The 20,470-nt window shown below is 64.7% G+C and carries 18 protein-coding genes; 8 read left to right on the top strand and 10 right to left on the bottom strand.

Annotated elements, in window-relative coordinates:
• Positions 1–164: 164 nt before the first annotated feature.
• Both F8237_RS16715 and F8237_RS16720 read right to left on the bottom strand, forming a co-directional pair.
• Positions 165–905, bottom strand: coding sequence for a thermonuclease family protein (locus tag F8237_RS16715; RefSeq protein ID WP_151646316.1), 741 nt, complete (start codon positions 903–905; stop codon positions 165–167).
• Positions 906–1,096: 191 nt separating this feature from the next.
• Positions 1,097–2,827, bottom strand: a complete 1,731-nt coding sequence (locus F8237_RS16720) for a hypothetical protein (RefSeq protein WP_151646318.1) — start codon at positions 2,825–2,827, stop codon at positions 1,097–1,099.
• Between the two features lie 424 nt (positions 2,828–3,251).
• Between F8237_RS16720 and F8237_RS16725 the strand changes: the two genes are divergently transcribed.
• A complete protein-coding gene (locus F8237_RS16725; protein ID WP_151646320.1) occupies positions 3,252–4,100 on the top strand; it encodes a caspase family protein in 849 nt (282 codons plus the stop codon).
• A 165-nt stretch (positions 4,101–4,265) separates the two neighbouring features.
• On the opposite strand, the gene F8237_RS16730 is transcribed toward F8237_RS16725, so the two are convergent.
• From F8237_RS16730 to F8237_RS36630, 3 genes are all read right to left on the bottom strand, one after another.
• The gene (locus tag F8237_RS16730; RefSeq protein ID WP_151646323.1) at positions 4,266–5,150 is read right to left on the bottom strand and encodes an efflux RND transporter periplasmic adaptor subunit; all 885 of its coding nucleotides are present in this window, start codon (positions 5,148–5,150) and stop codon (positions 4,266–4,268) included.
• 319 nt (positions 5,151–5,469) lie between these two features.
• Positions 5,470–6,600, bottom strand: coding sequence for a lactonase family protein (locus tag F8237_RS16735; RefSeq protein ID WP_151646325.1), 1,131 nt, complete (start codon positions 6,598–6,600; stop codon positions 5,470–5,472).
• Positions 6,601–6,721: 121 nt separating this feature from the next.
• A complete protein-coding gene (locus F8237_RS36630; RefSeq protein ID WP_154696361.1) occupies positions 6,722–6,859 on the bottom strand; it encodes a hypothetical protein in 138 nt (45 codons plus the stop codon).
• A gap of 129 nt (positions 6,860–6,988) precedes the next feature.
• On the opposite strand from F8237_RS36630, the gene F8237_RS36360 reads away from it, so the two are divergent.
• Entirely contained in the window at positions 6,989–7,165 is a 177-nt protein-coding gene (locus F8237_RS36360; protein ID WP_154696362.1) for a hypothetical protein, read from the top strand.
• Positions 7,166–7,277: 112 nt separating this feature from the next.
• Positions 7,278–7,403: a hypothetical protein gene (locus tag F8237_RS37225; protein ID WP_259174431.1), complete on the top strand. Its 126-nt coding sequence runs from the start codon at positions 7,278–7,280 to the stop codon at positions 7,401–7,403.
• A gap of 219 nt (positions 7,404–7,622) precedes the next feature.
• On the opposite strand, the gene F8237_RS16745 is transcribed toward F8237_RS37225, so the two are convergent.
• Both F8237_RS16745 and F8237_RS16750 read right to left on the bottom strand, forming a co-directional pair.
• A complete protein-coding gene (locus F8237_RS16745; RefSeq protein WP_151646327.1) occupies positions 7,623–7,853 on the bottom strand; it encodes a hypothetical protein in 231 nt (76 codons plus the stop codon).
• Positions 7,854–7,934: 81 nt separating this feature from the next.
• Positions 7,935–8,345, bottom strand: coding sequence for a hypothetical protein (locus tag F8237_RS16750; RefSeq protein ID WP_151646328.1), 411 nt, complete (start codon positions 8,343–8,345; stop codon positions 7,935–7,937).
• Positions 8,346–8,605: 260 nt separating this feature from the next.
• On the opposite strand from F8237_RS16750, the gene F8237_RS16755 reads away from it, so the two are divergent.
• Both F8237_RS16755 and F8237_RS16760 read left to right on the top strand, forming a co-directional pair.
• Positions 8,606–8,878: a hypothetical protein gene (locus F8237_RS16755; protein WP_151646330.1), complete on the top strand. Its 273-nt coding sequence runs from the start codon at positions 8,606–8,608 to the stop codon at positions 8,876–8,878.
• 196 nt (positions 8,879–9,074) lie between these two features.
• Positions 9,075–10,523 carry an acetyl-CoA hydrolase/transferase family protein gene (locus tag F8237_RS16760; protein WP_151650572.1) on the top strand — a complete coding sequence of 483 codons (1,449 nt, stop codon included), beginning with the start codon at positions 9,075–9,077 and terminating at the stop codon, positions 10,521–10,523.
• Between the two features lie 28 nt (positions 10,524–10,551).
• Here F8237_RS16760 and rpsU read toward each other — a convergent pair whose 3' ends face one another.
• The 3 genes from rpsU to F8237_RS36080 form a co-directional block, all read right to left on the bottom strand.
• Entirely contained in the window at positions 10,552–10,830 is a 279-nt protein-coding gene (rpsU, locus tag F8237_RS16765; protein WP_151650573.1) for a 30S ribosomal protein S21, read from the bottom strand.
• A gap of 251 nt (positions 10,831–11,081) precedes the next feature.
• Positions 11,082–13,745, bottom strand: a complete 2,664-nt coding sequence (locus F8237_RS16770) for a bifunctional diguanylate cyclase/phosphodiesterase (protein WP_151646332.1) — start codon at positions 13,743–13,745, stop codon at positions 11,082–11,084.
• Between the two features lie 114 nt (positions 13,746–13,859).
• Entirely contained in the window at positions 13,860–14,552 is a 693-nt protein-coding gene (locus tag F8237_RS36080; RefSeq protein ID WP_162006081.1) for a hypothetical protein, read from the bottom strand.
• 152 nt (positions 14,553–14,704) lie between these two features.
• Here F8237_RS36080 and F8237_RS16780 point away from each other — a divergent pair, with 152 nt between their 5' ends.
• From F8237_RS16780 to F8237_RS16790, 3 genes are all read left to right on the top strand, one after another.
• The gene (locus F8237_RS16780) at positions 14,705–15,748 is read left to right on the top strand and encodes a LysM peptidoglycan-binding domain-containing protein (RefSeq protein ID WP_151646334.1); all 1,044 of its coding nucleotides are present in this window, start codon (positions 14,705–14,707) and stop codon (positions 15,746–15,748) included.
• A gap of 318 nt (positions 15,749–16,066) precedes the next feature.
• A complete protein-coding gene (locus F8237_RS16785) occupies positions 16,067–17,335 on the top strand; it encodes a Spy/CpxP family protein refolding chaperone (RefSeq protein WP_167527477.1) in 1,269 nt (422 codons plus the stop codon).
• Positions 17,336–17,647: 312 nt separating this feature from the next.
• Complete coding sequence (locus tag F8237_RS16790; protein ID WP_151646338.1) at positions 17,648–20,398, top strand: class I SAM-dependent DNA methyltransferase; 2,751 nt, start codon at positions 17,648–17,650, stop codon at positions 20,396–20,398.
• Positions 20,399–20,470 lie beyond the last annotated feature (72 nt).

Raw genomic sequence — 20,470 nt, forward strand, 5'->3', positions numbered from 1 at the left:
GCGGTCAGTCCTTGTTGCTTGAGAACAGGGTGGTGGGTCGCTGATTCATGCTTTTACGCGGCGCTGCGATGCAAGAAAAGCGCCTAAAACGCAGGTCTGAGGTAGCTTTTTGTTTTGAGCATGGTCTTGTCGGAAAACCGCTTCACACTTTTCCGGACCATGCTCTATCTCTTCGTTTCGCGGCAGCCGGCGGCCTCAGCCTCTTCCACCGAGCAGAACCAGCGGGTGCCCTTGCTGATCCGCATCTTGATCTGAGAGTACCAGCGGCTGGTCGGCGGGTGAAAGATGCACTCGCCGGCGCTGTTGACGTTGCCCTTGATGGTGCAGTCGGGCGAGGGCGCGACCGGCCCCGAGGCGGAGGCGAGCAGGATCGAATGGGTGCCGTCCGGCGGCTTGGTCGCGCCCAATATGGTCGTCTTCTTGTTGCGCACGCGCCAGTCCCAGGGCGCGATGAAGGCGCCCTGCCACATGCCGGCTTTTGCCTCGCGCGCGGCGGCCTCGTCGGCGTCGTAGTCATGCGAGACGCGGGTGTAGGACAAGGCCCAGCCGCTCCGCACCAGCCATTTCTGGATGTCCTCGCCGCCGACCTCGCAGCGCGCCACGGTGCGGCCGCGCCGGTCGATCGCGCGGGTATGGCAGAGCCAGGTCTTGCCCTCGGCATATTTGGCGAGCTCGTCGCGCGCGGCGACGCCGCAGGTCCAGCGCTCGCCCTTGGTGTTGAGGCAGAGCTGGTCGGAGGACGGCGCGTCGATGCCGCCGAGCCGGATCCGCGTGTTGCCGATCACCACGGAATCGCCGTCGCGGACTTTTGCCGTGCCGGTGACGTCGGCGGCCTCAGCCAGCGAGGGCAAGGTGAGCTGGCACAAGCCGAGCAATGACAGCGCAATCAGGAATTTTCGCAACATGCCGGTCCGCGTGTGAAGAAAATCTCGATAGAGCCCGCAATTGTGGTCGGCTTTTGTCCGCCCGGCCAGCGCCTGCCTGACGATTGACCTTTCAACTTCCCGTCATTGCGCGAGGGTCTTCTCCGCTCTCGTGTCCCGGACGCGGTGCGGCGTGCAACGCCGCTCCGCAGAGCCCGGGGCACGAGACCGGGCTATCCCCGTCCGGCCATCGCTCGCTTCGCCACCGCGAGCCCCATCAGCACGAACGCCGACGTCACTTCCGGTCCGCCCACCAGAATCCGTGTCGGCGTCTTCATCTTGTTCCATTCATAGGCGCGGAACGGCCCGCGGCGGCCGCCTTCGCCGAGGCTGGCGACGATCACGTTCAGCGCCGGTGCGAACGCACGCGGGTCGGCGCCGAGATGGCCGAGCGCGATCAGCGCCAGCGCAGCGTCGAACACGTTCATCTCCGCGGCCATCAGCTCGCCCTTGACGTAGGACAGCACGCGGTGGCGGATGAAGTCGAAATCGCCGTGAGGGTCGATCGCGGCCTGCGCCGCCAGCGGCAGCGCCAGGAAGGCTGCATAGCAGCGGCCGAAATAGGCGCTGTAGAGCTCCGGCAGATAGTAAATGTGCGAGCGCGGATTGGCGAAGGCGCCGCTGGCGGCAAGCCGCTTCTGGAAGCCGATGATGCGATGCACGGTGGCAAGCCGCGCCGGCGTCTCCAGGATCTTCCAGCGCGCAAGGTTACGAAAGCTCACCTCGAGAATGTCGAGATTGAGCGTCGGATCGAGATCGTTGCCGTAGGGCCGCTCACCCTTGAGATTATCGATCCAGGTCGCGACCCCGCCCTCGTAGTCGATGTTGTCGTTGATCGGCACCGTCACGCGCGGCTCGTTGACGCCGGCGCGCACCTGGTAGCCCGAATAGAAATCCAGCAGCGGCTGGTCGATGATCGGATCAGTGCAGCCGGCCTGCGTCGCCGCCGAGATCGAGCACGCGGTGGTGTCGCAATCCGGCACGTAGACGCCGAAGCCGAGGTCCTGCTTGATCTGCGCGAAGAAGCGCGAAAAGCGCGGATGTGGCGCCGGCGCCAGTGCGGTGATGACGTTGAACCGCGCGCCGTCCAGGCCCTCGACCTCCTCGCGGCTGATGTTGACGCAGAAATCCACCATGTCGGCGATGGCGCGCTCTGCCGCGATCTTGTCGACCGGCGAGGCGAGGCCGGTCTCGGCGTAGCTCAGCAGCGCCTCGATGAAGAACGCGTCGTAATAGGCCGAGCGGTGGCGGATCTGCACCGGCTCCCACATCGGCTCGGCGATGCCGGTCCAGGGCGGATTGATGACGGCACGGGCCGGCGATCGCGCGATGAAGACGCGGGCGAGGTTGAACAGCAGCGAGGAGTTCTTGTAGCCGCGCGCGTTCAGCCCCGTCAGCGCCATGATCAGCTCGCGCCCGCGAAAATCGGGGTCGCCGATCAAATTGAAGGCCGCATAGGTCGGCAGGAAGCCGTTCTTGCGGTACGAGCCGAGCAGATGCTGCGCGCAGTCGCGGATCACGCCGTCGATCTGCGCCTGCGGCGGCGCTGAGCCGGTGAACATCGCCGGTGGCGGTTTCGGATGGTCGAGCGCGATGCTGTCGACGAGATCGGCGACGGGCTGGCCGACCGCCGCCCAGTCGGGCTCGGCCTCGTCGCGGGCGTGCGCGAGCGCCGCGCGCAGTTTGCCAAGCTTCGCCTCGTCACGCAGCTCGGGCAGGCCCGCGCGTCGCAGCAGCACCCGCAGTGCGGGATTGCCGAGCGCGGTCTTGTAGAATTTGGCCAGATGCGGATCGCCGCTGGTGGTCGCAGACAATACGGGATCGCAGACGTCATAAAGAGAGGGGCCGTCCTTCGGCGCCAGCAGCGCCCGGCAGGCGGCGCCGGCAAAATAATGAAAGCTCATGAAATACCTGGTCGCGGGGCCTCGGCCGGGGGCCGGCCGGCACGCTCCCACCTGCGTGCCACCCCCTGCAAGTCTTTGAAAAAGCTACCCGGATTCGCAGGAAATACAAATGTGATGATGGTCACGGAAAAAGCCGGCGCGAGGGCTGCATATTTGACTCCCGCAAGGCTACGGGGATGGGAAAAATGCGCAAATCTCGTTCGGCAGATTAACTAATACATTCAGCGGCTTAGCTCAAATTTTGGGCAATCTATTGCCGGGGAGGCGATATCCGGTTAAGGGTTTGTTTGGTGCGGCGCCGCAAATTGCGCGCAATTCGGGGGCACACCCCCGGCCAATCCCTCAAACCTGAAGACGCTATCGCGCTACTTAAACTGTGTGCGCGCGTTTGGCTGGTCTTTGGCACTGACAGGAATGAAGCGAGATGAATGTAAGGCAGCTCGACATTTCCCGACGCACGATCGCGGTGGCCGCAGCCCTTATCGGGACGGTCTCGCTCGTGATCGGCGCCCATGCTGCCCTCAACATGCGCGCGCTCGATGCCGCCAAGGCGGTTACGACCGACCAGGTCACCGGCTCGATCGGCCATGCTTCGCGCCTCGCCCTCGTGATAGGCAATGGACACTATCCCGACGCCGGCGCGCCGCTGACGCAGTCGATCAACGACGCCCGCGCGCTGTCCTCGTCGCTGCGCAAGAACGGCTTTGACGTCGACATGGTGGAAGACGCGACCAAGGACGACATGGTCCGCGCCGTCAACCGCCTGAAGTCCCGGATCAAGCGCGACACCGTCGTCATGCTGTTCTTCGGCGGCTTCGGCGTGCAGGCCGGCCGCCAGAGCTACATGCTGCCGGTCGATGCCGTGATCTGGAAGGAAAGCGACGTCCGCCGCCAGGGCGTCTCCATCGACGGCGTGCTCGACATGATGAAGGAGCAGGGCGCCAAGGCCAAGCTCGTCGTCGTCGACGCCTCACGCCGTAACCCCTACGAGCGCCGCTTCCGCTCCTACAGCCACGGACTCGCGCCGATCAGCGCGTCCGACAACGCGCTGATCCTCACCTCGGCCTCGCCCGGCAAGGTCGCCGACGACGGCAAGGGCGAGCACAGCGTGCTGGTCAGCGAGCTGCTCGGCAATCTCAATGCGCAGGGCAGCGCCGAAAGCGTCTTCAACAAGACCCGCGTCGCTATCTCCCGCGCTTCCGAAGGCGACCAGGTCCCGACCGTCTCCTCCTCGCTGCTCGAAGACGTCCATTTCGACGCAGCCGGCGGCTAGGTTTTCCAGGTCTACGGTCTCTCGTGCCCCGGACGCGGCGCATCATGCAATGATGCGACGCTGAGCCGGGGCCCAGTTTTTTTAAGCTATCGCTGTGTGACGAGAAGGGTCCCGGCTCTGCGCAGCAGCGCTACGCGCTGCAGCGCGTCCGGGACACGCACAATCCTACTTCGCCGCTTCCGCCGCCATCACCGGGCGCACCGGATCGCCTTCGCGGAGCAGCGCGCCGGCGCGGGCGACGACGATATCGCCTTCGTTGAGACCTTCCCGCACCTCGATATTGCCGCCTGACATCAAGCCGATCTCGACGCGCTTGGTCTCGACGCGGTTGCGGCGGATCACCTGCACCACGGTGCCAGCGGTTGAATATTGCACCGAGGTCAGCGGCACCGCGACGTTGCAGCTCTGTCCGGTCTTGATCAGCGCACGTCCGCTCGCATTCAGCAGCAGCCGCTTCTGCGAGGAGATGCCGATATAGACCAGGCCCTGCTGGATGTTGGGCTCGACGGTCGGCCCGATGCGGCGCACCTTGCCGTCGATGTCGCCGGCACCGGCAATGCGCACGGTGGTCGGCTGATTGATCGCGAGCTTGCGAATATCGGTGGTCGCGACCAGGCCGACGAGATCGTATTCGCTGCGCGCCACGATGGTGAACAGCGCCTCGCCCTTGGCCGAGGCGAGGTTGCCGATCTGCGCGGTCGACGTCGCGATCACACCCGCCACGGGGGCGGTGACCTGAAGCGAGCCGCCTTCCGGCAGCGCCAGCCGCGCCAGCACCTGGCCGGCCGTGGTGGTGTCGCCGGCTTCCGCCAGCACGTCAGTGACCTTCAGGCCGGGCCGCTCGGGCCGCACGGAGGTCTCCTCGCGCGCGATGATCGTGCCGGTCGCCTCGACGATGTCCGAGAAGCAGGATTTTGCGACCTTCAGCACCGTGACCGCCGGCCCCTTGGGCGCGTCGTCATCGGCGGCGAGCACGGGCTGGGCGGACAGCAGCAGCCCGGTGAGCGCAATGAGATGTCGGGAAAAGGAACGCGCAGGCAATGGACGCATCGGTCATTCCGGTTGGGGCCTTGACGGCCTCATCGATAGCAGAAGCGACCGCGGCGGGCCATGGTCCGGCCGGATGAGAATGCCGCGGCAGCAGGCGGCGCGATGCCGCCTGTTGGATTAGTCGCCGCCAAGGCCGAGAGGTTCGCTGGAGCGTTTACCCTCCCCTGGAGGGGGAGGGTCAGCTCACATTGAGCGCAGCGAAATGTGAGACGGGGTGGGGTGACGGACTCTCCCCGTCCAACAGTGCCCGAGCGGAGAGATCACCCCACCCCGCTCGCGCTGCGCGCGATCGACCCTCCCCCTCCAGGGGAGGGTAAGCTCACGGCAGGCTCAAGAACTCCACCCAGTTCGGCTTCTTGCCGGTTGGATAGGATTTCAGCCTGGCCAGTGCGCCGCTGCTCTGGTCGATGGCATAGACCGTCATGCTGTCCGACATCTCGCCGACGGCGGCGAGATAGCGCCCGGCGGGATCGATGTGGAAGCCGCGCGGCTGCTTCTCGGTCGGCACGCTGCCGATCGTGGTCAGCTTGCCGCTTGTCGCGTCGACCTTGTAGGCGGTCAGCGTGTTGGTGGTGCGCTCGGAGGCATAGAGGAAGCGGCCGTCCGGGGTGATGTGGATGTCGGCCGCCCAGGGCTTCTTGCCAGGTTCTTTGCCGGAGAATCCTTTCGGCAGCGCGGTGGTGCGCTGGATCTCGTCCCAGGCGCCGCTCCTGGCCTCATAGGCAAACGCCGCGACGTCGCCGTTCAGCTCGTGGACGAGATAGACGAATTTGCCATTGGGGTGGAACACGAAGTGCCGCGGTCCGGATTTCTCCGGCAGCTTGATGACAGGCGGATCGTTCGGCGTGAGCGTGCCGGCTGTCGCATCGAAAGCGAAGGCCAGCACCTGGTCGGAGCCGAGATTGGTTGCGAACACGAAGCGGTTGTCGGGCGAGGGCAGGAAGGCGTGCGCGTTGAGTCCGGTCGGGATCACCTGCTTCGGCTCGCCCACGACGCCCCTCGCCTGCAGCGGATTGAGCGCGACCTTGTTGCCGCCGTAGGAGGCGCTGAACAGGAATTTGCCGCCGCGATCGAGTGAGATATTGGCCATGCTGTCGGCGAGCGGCCCGTTGCCGATATGGCTGAGCCGGCCCGTCCCGGGATCGATCGCAAAGCTCACCGCGAGAAAGGGCTGCGAACGGACGCCGGCGATCAGCACGCGGCGGTCGGGCGTGATCGCGAGCGGCGTCGAGGAGCCGGGCTTCTCGACGCCGGTGAAGGCGGCGGTCTGCACCAAAGTCATCTCGCCGCTTTCGGCCATCTTGAACACGCTGATGTCGTTGCTGTCGGCGTTGCCGACATAGGTGAAGGTGTCGGCCATGCCGGCGCGGACTCCAGGAATGAGGGCAAGGAAAGCGAGGGCGGTGACGATCGCAGCGCGCGATGCGGTGCGGCGTGTCGGTCTGAACATGGACGTCCTCCTTGGGCCGGCGCGGCCTTGTTGTTTTGCCGGGGAGGATAGCGGCAGCCGCGCCGCCGCACCAAATTCCAATTGGGATCGATCGATGCCGAAATCGTATCGGTTGTGAGTGCTAGCGCGCCGCTGCGGTCAAGCCGCGGGACGGCAGATGCGGACCGGAGGGGTGCTCGGGCGGTCCGAGCACGGTCCAAACCGTTACCGCAACCAGGGCCGATGTCAGGATGGTCCAGGCGACGAGTCGGTCCCGCATCAAGCCAAATCCGTCGGTGAAGGCTCGCGCTATCGTGCACTGCAAACAGCGGCGATCCTATGAACTCGTTCACAGCCGAAAACAGCGGAACCGATGCGAACAATTGCCTCGCCGGCGCATTGACCCGGCATGCCCCGCGAGAACGATCTTGAAGGCAAGCCCGACATGGGCGGCAAGCATGGCGGCCAGGCCGGCCAGCCCAAGTCCCTGCCGCGCCCGCGCGAAGGCGCGCGCGATGAAGACGTCGTGGCAAAGCGCCACACCGGTCAAACCGATCGCCCGCCGCCGCCGACCAACACAAAATAGCGCCGCGCTTGGGCCGCACCTCATCGTGCCGGACATTGCGCCGGGAACGGCAGCCTTGCCTTGCCGTTACCTTGATCCCCGCGGGCGGTGGAGATCGAACGGAGGCTGGCAGATGTTTTGGATTTATTGGAACACCGCTTGGTCGCTGATCATCAGCGGCATCATGGTCGCCACCATCATCAGCCACCCCGACGCCGAATTCGCCGAAGTACGCGCCGCAAAGCGGCGGCTGATGTGAACTTCGAGGCCTCCTGAGACGTTAGCTGCTTGATCGCTGGCCTCGCCTTCACGGTGAAGTCACGGTACGAGGTCCGGTTTGGATTCGCCTCCGTTTCCGGGCCTCGTCCCCGCCGGCGTGACGCGAGGGTTTTAGTGACGGCGCGATGCCGCGCCGAAACCCGATCGCTGGGAGGCGATCGGGCGTCGGCCTGAAGTCCGCGACATCGGCCAGTTTCGGCTAGTGGTGATGATGACGCCAGTTGCCGCGTCCCCGGTACCAGCCATAGTGATGTCCGCGATTGCGGTGCCAGCCACCATGGCCGTGACCATGGCCGCCGCGGACCTGGATCACCGCGTCGCTCTGCGTGTCGGTCAAGGTCAAGGGAGCTACTCCCAGCCGTGCCGACGCCGGCGATGACAATGCGATCGTCGCTATCACGGCCGTTGCGGCCAGTCCCAAAAATCTCATGGTTTTTCCTCTCCTGCTCTTCTGATCCCGGATCGCATCGGGGCACGCGGGGCCGGGCCGCCCACCTGCCCGAATTCGGTTTCACCAGCCGCCAGGGAATTCGCGATGCTCGAAAGCCAAACGCCGCTCGAATGGCCTGTGGGATGTTCGGGAGGGGCGGGCAGCGTGCCGTGGCTTGGTGATGTGTTCGGTGACGGTGCGTGCCGGCTGCGTCTCGGGCGTGGGCTCCGGCGCCATCATCGCAAGCGCCTCGCGCGGAGGCTGCTCGTCGTGTTCGACGTCGGCGACAACGGAAGCCGCCGGGACGGACGGATGCGAGACGTCGAACACGATCTTTTCAGGGACAGGGCGTGTCGAGCTGATCCGGATGATGCTTCTGTCCACCTCGGCGGCCGAAATCGGCTCAACGGCAGGCGGAAGAAAATGATCGGCGGCGAACAGCAGCGACAGCAGCAGTCCACCGACGAAGATGAGATATCTGAAGATAGGCATGAACACCCGCGAGCGCGTCCCATGAATCAGGACGCGGCTCTAACGGGAAAAACAGGCAATCGTTCCGATCGATCGCGTCGGAAGGAGCCGATGCGATTGGTAAGCCGTCGATTGGCTGCTCCCGCACCGCCAATTGGAACATTGTCTACAGGTCTGTTGTTGTCAGGAAAAAGATGCAATCGTGGCCTGATCACCATGGCGGGCCGCCGCTCGGCGGGTCCGGCTGGCAGCCATTCTGGTCAACGGACATAAGTTGAACGATGGACGACAAGAAATCGATCGAGGATATTCTTTCGGGCCTGCGGGCCGACTCGCCAGCGAGATCCGTCCAGGCCCTTCCCGCCAGGAATTTCGAGCATCTCAGCGACGAGAGCGTCCTGCGTCTCTATGATGGCATCCGCCGTCAGGTCGACGCCGACAAGGCGCTTGGTGACAAATATCGTCTGGTCGGTCCCGCAACCAGGGAACGAGCGGATCGTCTTTGCGAGGAATTGGTCGAACGAGGGGTGAAGTTCATCCCGATCGTCTGGTAGCCGGCCCCGGGGCTTTCATCGCGACGGGTGAAGCACGTCCGGGTCACGACGACCGGTTGCAGGGCGCGCGCCGCAGAGCGCTTGATCTAAATCATCCGGCAACAGCCGATTTGATGGAAAGTCCCGTCAAACCAGAGAGGTTCACGTGTCCTTTGATCGTTCGCGCATCGCGTCGCCGGCATTTCGCTCGAAAATCATGTCGGCCGATGAAGCCGCCGCGCTCGTGCCGCACGGCGCGAATGTCGGCATGAGCGGCTTTACCGGGTCCGGTCACCCGAAGGCGGTGCCGACGGCACTGGCGCGCCGGATCGAGCAGGCGCATTCGCGCGGCGAACAGTTCCGGATCGGCGTGTGGACCGGCGCTTCGACCGCGCCCGAGCTGGATGGTGCGCTGGCCAAGGTCAACGGCGTCGAGCTGCGCCTGCCCTACCAGTCCGATCCGATCACGCGCGAGCGCATCAATGAAGGCGCGATGGACTACGTCGACATCCACCTCAGCCATGTCGCGCAGTTTGTCTGGTTCGGCTTCCTCGGGCACCTGGATGTCGCGCTGATCGAGGTCACCGCCATCCTGCCGGACGGCAGCCTGGTGCCCTCGAAGTCCATCGGCAACAACAAGACCTGGCTGGACCAGGCCGATCGCATCATTATCGAGGTCAATTCGGGGATGAGCCCGGCGCTGCAAGGCATGCACGACGTCTATTACGGCACCCGGCTGCCGCCGCACCGCAAGCCGATCCCCATCATCGCGCCCGGCGACAGGATCGGCGAGACCACGTTTCGCTGCGATCCCGCCAAGGTCATTGCCGTGGTCGAGACCAACGCCGCGGACCGCGACACCAGCTTCGCCGCACCTGATGCGACATCCGAGGCGATCGCCGGCCACATCCTCGAATTTCTCGGACACGAGGTTCGCCGCGGCAGGCTGCCGCCGGAATTGCTGCCGATCCAGTCCGGCGTCGGCAACGTGGCCAATGCCGTGATGGCGGGACTCGAGAACGGCCCGTTCTCCGGGCTGACCGCCTATACCGAAGTGTTGCAGGACGGCATGCTGAACCTGGTTCGCTCCGGCCGGATGGTGCTCGCCTCCGCCACCGCGCTGTCGTTCAGTGCCGACGCGACCCGGCAATTCGATCGCGACATCGAAAATCTCAAGACGAAAATCGTGCTGCGCACGCAGGAGATCTCCAACCATCCGGAGGTGATCCGGAGGCTCGGCGTGATCGCGATGAACGGATTGATCGAGGCCGACATCTACGGGAACGTCAACTCGACCCACATTCGCGGCACCACCATCATGAACGGCATCGGCGGCTCCGGCGATTTCGCCCGCAACGCCTATCTCTCGATCTTCATGACGCCGTCGACCGCCAAGGGCGGCTCGATCTCGGCGATCGTGCCGATGGTGACGCACGTCGATCACACCGAGCACGACGTGCAGATCATCGTGACCGAGCACGGTCTTGCCGATTTGCGCGGCCTGTCGCCGAAGCAGCGGGCTGCGGTCGTCATCGGCAATGCCGCGCACCCGTCGTTCCGGCCGGCACTGAAGGATTATTTCGAACGTGCGTGCCGGCTCTCGCCGGGAAAGCACACGCCGCATCTGCTGGACGAAGCTTTCCGCATGGTCCAGCCCTTACGCTGAAGAGCGCAGCCGCCGGGGGCGGCTACGTTCAGCTCGCGGGTCTTGCGTTGATCTGCGGCAAGCCGGGCTTGCGCTCCGGAAGCTTCTTTTTCGGCGGCGCGGGAAGCAGGCCTTCCCGGATCAACTGCTTCCGGGCGAGCTTGCGGGCGCGGCGGATCGCCTCGGCTTTCTCGCGCGTCTTTTTCTCGGAGGGCTTCTCGTAGGAGCGCCGCTGTTTCATCTCGCGAAAAACGCCTTCGCGCTGCATCTTCTTCTTCAGAACACGAAGCGCCTGATCGATGTTGTTGTCGCGGACGAGGACCTGCAATTGAGATTCCTTGGCTAGGCTGCGAAATGAGGCAGTCCTGCACGCAGCCGATTGCGCAGGAGTTTCATTGCGATCGTGAGGATGACAGCAACGGCGATCTGGTCCGCCGGCCTCGAACACGCGAGCGACTGGGCATCGCGATACAGTTCGGGGGCGACGTGAACACTCCCGGGCGGCCGTGTCAATCGATAAGGCGGCCCTGGACGTCAATTCGCGGTCCGAAACCCGCGCGGGGCGCGGCGAGGAGCGCGCTAAGCTGCCGCTGCCTGCGCGGCCAGCAATTGCTTCAGCTTTGCCGACGGCACCGCCGGGCTGAACAGCCAACCCTGCATCTGGCTGCATCCGAGCTGCCGCAGCACGTCGCGCTGGGTCTCGGTCTCGACGCCTTCGGCCGTCGTCGCCATGTGGCGGGCGGCGGCCATGTGCACCACCGCCTGCACGATCGGCGACGAATCCTCGGGCTCGCCGATGTCGCTGATGAAGCTGCGGTCGATCTTGATCTTGTCGAAGGGGAAACGGTGCAGGTAGCTCAGCGAGGAATAGCCGGTGCCGAAATCGTCGAGCGCGATGCGCACGCCGAGCTCGCGCAGCTGCTGCAGGATCGTCAGCGCCTCCTCGTCGTCGCGGATCAGCACGGTTTCGGTGACCTCGAGCTCGAGCCGGCCGGGCGCGAGGCCTGATTCCGCGAGCGCGGCGGCGACCTTGAGCGCCAGCGTGCGGGCGCGGAACTGCACCGGCGAGACGTTGACGGCGACATGGATATCGCCCGGCCAGCTGGAGGCTTCGGTACAGGCCTGCTTCAGCACCCATTCGCCGATCTCGCCGATCAGCCCGGTCTCTTCGGCGACCGGGATGAAGTCGGCGGGCGAGATCATGCCGCGCTCGGGATGGCGCCAGCGCAGCAGCGCCTCGCAGCCGGTGACGACATTGGCGGCAAGGTCGACCAGCGGCTGATAGTGGACCTCGAACTCGCCGCGCGCGAGCGCCTGGCGCAGATCGAGCTCGAGCTGCCGGCGCAGCCGCGCTTTGGCGTCGTATTCGGGCACGAACAGGCGGAAGGTGCGGCGGCCCTCGGACTTCGCCGCGTACATCGCCAGATCGGCGCGCTTGAGCAGGTCGTCGAGATTGTCGCCATGGTCGGGCGCGATCGCGATGCCGATGCTGGCGTCGGTCGGAATCTCCTGGCCCTTGCAGTTCACGGGCGAACGCAGCGCCTTAAGGATATCTTCAGCCAATGCCGTCAGTTCAGCCGGGTCGCTGGTTCCGGCCTTGACGATAGCGAACTCGTCGCCGCCGAGACGCGCGACGAGATCGTTGCCGCTGACGCAGGCGCGCAGGCGGTTTGCGACCTGGCGCAGCAATTCGTCGCCGACCTCGTGGCCGAGCGAATCGTTGACGCCCTTGAACTCGTCGACGTCGATATAGAGGATCGCGAACGGCTTGCCCTGGGCCAGCTCCGCCACGCGGCGCTCCAGATGGCCGCGCATCAGCACGCGGTTGGGCAGGTCGGTCAGCGCGTCGTAATGTGCCATGTGCGCAATGCGCTCGTCGGCGCGGATGCGCTCGGTGACGTCGTCATGGGTGGCGAGCCAGCCGCCGGAAGCGCCGGGCTGGTTCTTGATCTCGATCAGGCGGCCGTCGGAAGTCTCCACGATGGCGCTCTGCGTGAGCTCGACCTGGCTCAGGATCCCGTCGCAATAGGCATCGACGTCGCCTTCGAGCGAGCCGGTGTCGTAGCGGTGCTGGATCACATCGCGGAAATAGGCGCCGGGCTTTACCACGTCGGCGGAGAGGCCGTACATCTCGATGTAGCGCCGGTTACAGACGATCAGCTGCTCGTCCTGATCGAACATCAGGAGGCCCTGATTCATCGTGTTCAGGGCGGTGTCGAGCCGCTGCTTCTCGATCGACAGCCGGCGCGTCATCTGGCGGAAGATCAGATAGAGCGTAAGCACGAGCAGGCCGATCGACAGCATGGCGACGGCGACGAAGAATTTCGTTTGGGTGTGCCAGGTCGCGAGCGCCGCGTCCAGCGATCGGGTGGCGACCACGACCAGCGGTTCGCCGGTCAGCATGCGCGAGGCGACGATGCGGTCCTTGCCGTCCATCGGGCTCGCGAGCTGGGTCGTGACGAAGGTGCGCTCGAACACCGCCATCTGCTCGGGCGTGCCCTTGCGGTAGTTCTGCCCGATCATCGCGTCGACATGCGGAATGCGTGCGAGCAGCTGGCCGTTCTGGTGGTGCATCGCGATCGTGGAGTCCTCGCCGAGCCCGCTCGATGCGAAGAAGGATTCCAGTTGCTCCGGCGTGATCGCGCGCGACACTATGCCGAGGAATTCGCCGTGGGGACCGGAGACGCGCCGCGCGAACACGATCGCAGGTCCGTCGCCGAGCCGGCCGGGCACGACCTCGATCTCTTCCTGTGCGGCGGGATCGTTCATGAGCCGGTTGAAATAGCCGCGGTCGGAGACCGAGATGTCGGCGACCGGCCAACGCTTCGACGAATTGACCAGCACGCCTCTGGAATCGAACAAATTGGCGCCGGCGACGTCGGACCAGCCGCTGGCTTTGGCGCGCAGCACTTCGTGCATCGCAAGGGTGCCCATCTCGCTGCGGAAGATCTCGGCGGATTCGATGCCGTGGCTTTCGAGCTCGGCGATGATGCTCTTCTGGAGCACCGCGAAATCCTCGAACTCGCGGTCGAAGTGCCGGGCCAGCAGCCGCACGGCGCTCTCCAGGCTGTCGCGGCCGCTCTCGATCGCATTCTGCCGGAAGCGGTCGACGGTCAGAGCGGTGCCGATCGCCATCGCGACCATCAGCACGACGCCGCCGGCGATCAGCCACGTCAGCGGCGCGCCCTGCCAACGGCGGAGCAGCGCGCGCATGCGCGCGGTCCATCGGATCGATGTGCCCATCCAGCCCTCCCGTGGGATGCAAGATGCAGCAAAACCGCCAAGACCCCGTTACCAGCGAGGGTTAGGAAATGATGAATCGGAGCGGAATCAGCGGGTTGAAGCTCCGGCCGGCGTTCATCGCTTGATCTCCCAATTCAGCGCTTCCGCATTGCCCTTCGCGAACATCGCCGGCACGTCGAACTTGCCGGTCTTGAGGTCGTAACGACATTTCCAGTCGGCCAGCCCCTTCACGGCGACGTTCTTCGGATGCTTGTCCATTTCGCCCGACAGCGAGATCAGCAGGTAGCGGTTGTTGGGCCAGTCGACGCCGAGCCAGCGATAGGCATCTTCGGCGCCCTTCATCAAATTGGCCGAGATGTGATAGTCGAGCTTCATCTTCTTCGTGTCCGGCCGGCTGTGGAAATAGGCCCAGGCGAGATCGCTGAGCGATCTCTTGGTCGCGTTCACGAAGGCGCCGTTCTCGACATGGTAGAGAAACAGATCCTGCTCGCCGGAGCCGGTCTTCTGCATCCGCCCCAGCCATTGCGAGTCGGCGGTGAAGCGGAAGCCGGCGCCATAGCCCTGCTCCGGCTTCAGCTCGGTCATCTGCTCGCCGCGCCGCGCCCAGACCTGCCATTTGACGTCCCAATCGCCGCTGTCCTTCATGTACTGCTCGAGCCTGGTGGCGCCGTCGGGTGAGGTGAAGGCGAGATCGGCATTGTCGGTGAGGACGTAGCCCGGCGGCGGGCCGGACCCGGCAAGCGCGGGGGAGGCGGCCAGTGTGAAGGCGAGCGCCAGCCATGGCGCGGTGCGAAAAAGCGCGGTCACGGAAAAATCCCTGAAAAATGCCGCAGCGCGGCCTCGCTGATTTGACGCCGAAGGGGCCGCGCCGGTTCATCCCATCGACCGTCTTGCTGCCGCAGCCAAATCGGCGCAATTTGCCGCCTTCGGCCGATTTGCCAGCCAAGGTTCATGTCCTGATGATCACCGCGCCCAAGGCCTTCATTGCCTTCTGTCTGCTCGCATTGGTTGGCACCGTGCTGGTTATCGGCCCCACCGAGCTGCGCCGCCTCTTGCCGGGCGGGACGAAGACCGAGATCGCGGCGGCCGCGAAGCCGGAAGTCAGGCCGGAGCCGAAGGCCGAGGCCAAAGTCGAAGCCAAGACGGCAGCCAAACCTGAAGCCAAGCCCGACGAGCCAAAGCTTGCTGCCACGGCGCCGCCCGCGCCATCCGCGTCTCCCGCACCGAAGGCTGATGCGCTGGCCGAGACGCAGAAGCAGGTTACGGCGCTGGCCGATCTCGTGCCGGCCAAGCCGCCGGCGGCCGCGACCGACGCGGGTCCCCGTTTCGACGTTGCGCGCGTCGATGATCATGGCGAGGCCGCGGTGATCGCGGGCGTGGCCGTGCCGGGCGCCAGGGTCGAGCTGCTGCGCGATGGCCAGCCGCTCGATGCTGTGGTGGCCGATGCGTCGGGCCAGTTCGTGATGACCCCGCCAAAGCTTCCCGCCGGTTCCTATGAACTGACCCTGCGCGCGAAATCGCCCGACGGCACCGTCACGCAGTCCGCCCGCACCATGCCGGTGACCGTCGCCGAAGCCGCGCCGCCGCCCGCGCGTATCGCACCGGCCACCCGGCCGGAGGCGAAGCAGGCCGAGAAGCCGGATGAAAAGTCGGATGTCGTCGCGGCTCTTCCGGGGCCGCGCATGTCGTCCGCATCGGAGAAATCAGCGGCGCGGCCGAGGCTGACCGGCGCACCGAAACCGCGGCTGATGGCACATGCGCCAGCCGCGCCGACGCCCACGACGGTCGCATCGGCGTCGCCGGCGGACGTCTTCAACACCGCGCCGGCAGGAACCGGCAGCCGGGTCATCACCCGCGGGGACAGCCTGTGGACCCTCAGCCGGCTCGCTTACGGCGACGGCGCCCGCTACGCCGTGATCTTCAACGCCAACCGCGACAAGATCCACAACCCCAATCTGATCTATCCCGGCCAGACCGTCGTGCTGCCGCAGAAGGCGGAGTGATATTTACTCTCGTCATGCCCGGGCATGACGCCGCTTCGGTCCTCCGCTCCATCTCCGCAATCGCTCGTCATTCCGGGGCGCGCCTCTTGGCGCGAACTATGATGCGCAATTGCGCATCTGAGAATCCATTTAGCCGCGACAATGCTGGCGCGATGGATTCCGGGCTCGTCGCTGCGCGACGCCCCGGAATGACGCCCGCGACGCTTTGACCATCGTGCCCTTCGGAACCTTTGGTTCCGTTCCGAGTCATCTCCCTGCGACGCGATGCGCGCGGAGGGCCAGGACGTGGTCAACTCTTTGGTCAGCTCGATATCACGCATGCGACTGGCGCTGGCGGTTGCGGCCTTCGCGAGTCTGGTCGTGTTGCTGCCTGGCAAAGCCGAGGCGCAGTTCGGGATCCGCGGGGGTCCGCTCGGCGTTGCACGGTTCGCCGTCGGCCATGTCATCGGAATGTCGCGCCTGCGCCATTCCCGCATGGCGGTGCGCAGCGGCCGATACCGCGCCGCCGCGTTGCGGTCGCAGGATCCGCGCGGCGCCGAGCGCGGCCAACTCTCAAATCCATATATTCTGCGCGCCGCGCTCACGGCGCAGGCGGCGCTGTCGGGCTGGCATGGTGGCCGCCGACCGCAGGGCTGGTGGCGTCATCCCGACGGCAGCTATGGCTGGGTCGGCCCGGTGTTCTGGCCGTTCGCGCATGACGATCTCACCAATGCGATCATCCTTGGCGATGCCACCAGCCTCTCGCTCTATGGCTACGGCGACATCTATGCCGCGATCTTTTCGCCCTATGCCGCGACCGAGCTCGCCGCCTACACCGCGCCGCCAACGAGGCGCGGACGAAAGGTCCCGACCCCAGACGCGGTCTGCGACGCCAGCGACAGCGGCGGCCTGCCGGTCGACCGCATCGCCGCCGCCGTGCAGCCGAACGAAGTGCAGCGCGCGGCGCTGGACGAACTCGCGGCCGCGTGGCTCGCGGCGCGCGACGCCATCCGCACCGCCTGTCCGGCCCAGCCGCCGGCAAACGCAACGGAGCGCCTCGGCCTGATGCAGACGCGCCTCGAGGCCATGATCAAGGCGACGGACGCGATCGCCCCGCCGCTGGCAAAATTCGAAGGTCTCCTAGACGATGGCCAGAAGGCCAAGCTCGAGGCGATCTCCAGCGAGCGCCGCGCCGCGCTTGCCGCGATCCAGCGCAAGGACGCCAAATCCACAGCCAAGGCCGCAAGCGCCTGCGATCCCGACAACGATCCCCGCTACGACGTGCAGGCGCAGCGCCAGTACGAACAGCTCGTGCAGCAGCAATGGCCCGCCGCCGAGATCGCGTCCACGCTGAAGCTCGACGAGGTCGCCCGCGCAAGGCTCGACGTGCTCCAGGACACCACGCTGCGCACCATGCAGACGCTCAGCGCCTGCCCGACCAAGCCCGCGGCGACCCCGCAGGCCCGCCTCGCCGCGGTGAAGGCGCGGCTGGAGACGATGCTGCAAGAAGTGAAAGGCGTCGGCGATGCGCTGGACGATTTCGAGGCGGATCTGAGCGACGAGCAGAAGGCGGGGTTCGAGGCGATCGGGCCGAAGCGGGGGGCGTGAAGGAGGGCGCCGCGCGGCAGTCCTTTCCCGACCGGCGATTTAATCGCATAAGACCATTCACAGGAAGTCGTCATGCCCGGGCTCGTCCCGGGCATCCACGTTCTTCATTCCGTCTGGCCACGCGTGGATGGCCGGGACAAGCCCGGCCATGACGCCATGAGGCAAGCTGGGGGCCGATGGCGGCATATGCGGTAGCTCTGCCTTGCCGGAAAGGGACCGACCGCGAAAGCGGAATCAATTGGCCTTGCCGCCTTGCCACCATGCGCCTGATAAGGCACTCCTACGCTCGATCTGACGCTGGGCCACGGGCTTATGAACGCCGTTGAAATCGAAGAGGCCATCTCCGCGCTGGCCGAACAGCCGTTCGATGCTGCGGAGTTCCCCTTCGCCTTCCTTCAAGCCTTTGGCAACAAGGAGACCACTCTCAAGCGTTTGCGCAAGGGCGAGACCAACAAGTCCGACCTCGGCGGCGTGCTCCAGACCGGCAACATCCACATCAAGGTTGCCGCGTCAGGCGAGGTCACGGCAACGCTCGCCGCGTTGAAGGCCAGCCCGGCGACATCGAGGGCCAAAGCCAAATTCGTGCTCGCCACCGACGGCGAGATGTTCGAGGCCGAGGATCTCGCCAGAGGGGAGACCGTCGTCTGCCCCTATCCGGACTTCCCCAACCATTTCGGCTTCTTCCTGCCGCTCGCGGGCATCACCACCGTCAAGCAGATCCGCGAGAACGCCTTCGACATCCGCGCCACCGGCCGGCTCAACCGGCTCTATGTCGAACTGCTGAAGACCAACCCGGAGTGGGGCACCTCCGAGCGCCGCCACGACATGAACCATTTCATGGCACGGCTGATCTTCTGTTTCTTCGCGGAGAGCACCGACATCTTCAACGGCAACGACCTGTTCACGGCGACGGTGACGCAGATGAGCGATGCCACCAACGCCCACGAGGTGATCGGCGCCGTCTTCCGCGCCATGAACGTCAAGATCACGGAGCGCGCGGCCGAAAATCTGCCACGCTGGGCCGACGCCTTCCCCTACGTCAACGGCGGCCTTTTCTCCGGCAGCCTCGACGTCCCCCGCTTCAGCCGCATCGCGCGCTCCTATCTGCTGCATATCGGCAGTCTCGACTGGCGCCTTATCAACCCCGACATCTTCGGCTCGATGATCCAGGCCGTCGCCGAGGACGAGGAGCGCGGCGCGCTCGGCATGCACTACACCAGCGTGCCGAACATCCTGAAGGTGCTCAATCCGCTGTTCCTCGATGATTTGCGAGAGAAGCTCGCGGAAGCCGGCGACAACAGCCGCAAGCTCATCAATCTGCGCAATCGTTTGGCGCGCATCCGCGTGTTCGATCCGGCCTGCGGCTCTGGAAATTTTCTCGTCATCGCCTACAAGGAGATGCGCAAGATCGAGTCCGAGATCAACCGGCGACGCGGCGAGCCGGAGCGGCGAACAGAGATTCCGTTGACAAATTTCCGCGGTATCGAGCTGCGCGATTTTCCAGCCGAGATCGCGCGGCTGGCGCTGATCATCGCGGAGTATCAATGCGACGTGCTGTATCTGGGCCAAAAGGAGGCCCTTCAAGACTTCTTGCCGCTTGACGCTGAGAACTGGATCACTTGCGGCAATGCCCTAAGATTGGACTGGCTAAGCATCTGTCCACCGACCGGAACTGGCGTGCAGCATCATGCCGACGACTTGTTTTACACGCCGCTCGTTCAAGCGCAGATCGACTTCGAAAACGAAGGTGGCGAGACGTACATCTGCGGCAATCCACCGTATTTGGGAAGTACGTGGCAAAGCGCTGAGCAGAAGGCGGACATTCGCACGCTACTCAACGGGCGGACAACGTCGAGTGGCTTTCTTGACTATGTGGTAGGTTGGTTCATCAAGGCGGCAGACTACGGAAAGATCACAGGTTCCGTGGCTGCTTTCGTCTCCACCAACTCGATCTGCCAAGGCCAATCTGTATCGATTCTTTGGCCTGTATTATTTGGGAGCGGCTGCGAGATTCGATTCGCTTGTACGTCTTTCAAGTGGTCGAATTTGGCTAGTAACAAAGCGGGTGTAACCGTCGCTATCGTGGGAATCGGCCCGGCAAAGAATACCCCGTGTCGACTCTATGAGCACGACGAGCAGAACGGCGTCCACGTGCGCGAAGGGACATCAATTACGCCCTATCTTACACTAGGACCTCGGATCATTGTCTCGAAGCGGGATCAGCCGATAGGTGATGTGAGCGTTATGGAGTTTGGCAACAAACCTAGTGACGGCGGTCATTTGCTCTTGCAACCAGCCGAGCTTGATTCTTTAGGCCTCGATGCTGAGCAGCGAAAAAGATTTATTCGGCGGATATTCGGGTCGGATGATTTCATCAATGGCGGTTCACGACTTTGCGTTTGGATAGAAAACCCTCATCTCGCTGAGGCGCAGACTATCGAATCATTGAAAGCGCGCATCGATAGTGTTCGAGCGGTGAGGCTGGCAAGTCGGGATAAGGGAGCCAATGCCCTGGCAAAGCGTGCCCATCAACTTAAACTGATGCGCATAGGAGAGAATAGGACGATCGTCGTGCCAGGGGTTTCCTCGGAACGAAGAACCTATTTGCCTGCGGGCCTCATCGACAATCGAACTACACTAACGAACCTTGCCTTCGGTTTGTATGATGCGCCTATTTGGAATATGGCGTTAGTCGTTTCGCGGCTGCATCTAATTTGGATTGCCACGGTCTGCGGCAAGATGAAGACTGATTTCCGCTATTCCAACACCCTCGGCTGGAACACCTTTCCCGTCCCCACCCTCACCGACAAGAACAAGGCCGACCTGACCAATTGCGCCGAGGACATCCTGCTCGCGCGCGAGGCGCACTTCCCGGCGACCATCGCCGAGCTCTACGATCCCGAGAAGATGCCGGCCGATCTCCGCGAGGCGCATGAGCGCAACGACGAAACGCTGGAGCGCATCTATGTCGGCCGCCGCTTCCGCAACGACACCGAGCGGCTGGAGAAGCTGTTCGAGCTCTACACCAAGGCTGTCGCCGGGAAGACCAAGGACGTCGCCTGATCGCCCCTGCAATCAGCGCGAGAAAGAACTCTGGACGCACGTCTCTTCGGAACATATGATGAACAGCGGAAA

Origin of the sequence: Bradyrhizobium betae (assembly GCF_008932115.1) — a bacterium.
Taxonomy (GTDB): Bacteria; Pseudomonadota; Alphaproteobacteria; order Rhizobiales; family Xanthobacteraceae; genus Bradyrhizobium; species Bradyrhizobium betae.

Coding starts and splice junctions, on each gene's coding strand:
- F8237_RS16715 (WP_151646316.1), bottom strand. CDS start 905: ATGTTGCGAAAATTCCTGATTGCGCTGTCATTGCTCGGCTTGTGCCAG.
- F8237_RS16720 (WP_151646318.1), bottom strand. CDS start 2,827: ATGAGCTTTCATTATTTTGCCGGCGCCGCCTGCCGGGCGCTGCTGGCG.
- F8237_RS16725 (WP_151646320.1), top strand. CDS start 3,252: ATGAATGTAAGGCAGCTCGACATTTCCCGACGCACGATCGCGGTGGCC.
- F8237_RS16730 (WP_151646323.1), bottom strand. CDS start 5,150: ATGCGTCCATTGCCTGCGCGTTCCTTTTCCCGACATCTCATTGCGCTC.
- F8237_RS16735 (WP_151646325.1), bottom strand. CDS start 6,600: ATGTTCAGACCGACACGCCGCACCGCATCGCGCGCTGCGATCGTCACC.
- F8237_RS36630 (WP_154696361.1), bottom strand. CDS start 6,859: ATGCGGGACCGACTCGTCGCCTGGACCATCCTGACATCGGCCCTGGTT.
- F8237_RS36360 (WP_154696362.1), top strand. CDS start 6,989: ATGCCCCGCGAGAACGATCTTGAAGGCAAGCCCGACATGGGCGGCAAG.
- F8237_RS37225 (WP_259174431.1), top strand. CDS start 7,278: ATGTTTTGGATTTATTGGAACACCGCTTGGTCGCTGATCATCAGCGGC.
- F8237_RS16745 (WP_151646327.1), bottom strand. CDS start 7,853: ATGAGATTTTTGGGACTGGCCGCAACGGCCGTGATAGCGACGATCGCA.
- F8237_RS16750 (WP_151646328.1), bottom strand. CDS start 8,345: ATGCCTATCTTCAGATATCTCATCTTCGTCGGTGGACTGCTGCTGTCG.
- F8237_RS16755 (WP_151646330.1), top strand. CDS start 8,606: ATGGACGACAAGAAATCGATCGAGGATATTCTTTCGGGCCTGCGGGCC.
- F8237_RS16760 (WP_151650572.1), top strand. CDS start 9,075: ATGTCGGCCGATGAAGCCGCCGCGCTCGTGCCGCACGGCGCGAATGTC.
- F8237_RS16770 (WP_151646332.1), bottom strand. CDS start 13,745: ATGGGCACATCGATCCGATGGACCGCGCGCATGCGCGCGCTGCTCCGC.
- F8237_RS16780 (WP_151646334.1), top strand. CDS start 14,705: ATGATCACCGCGCCCAAGGCCTTCATTGCCTTCTGTCTGCTCGCATTG.
- F8237_RS16785 (WP_167527477.1), top strand. CDS start 16,067: ATGCGACTGGCGCTGGCGGTTGCGGCCTTCGCGAGTCTGGTCGTGTTG.
- F8237_RS16790 (WP_151646338.1), top strand. CDS start 17,648: ATGAACGCCGTTGAAATCGAAGAGGCCATCTCCGCGCTGGCCGAACAG.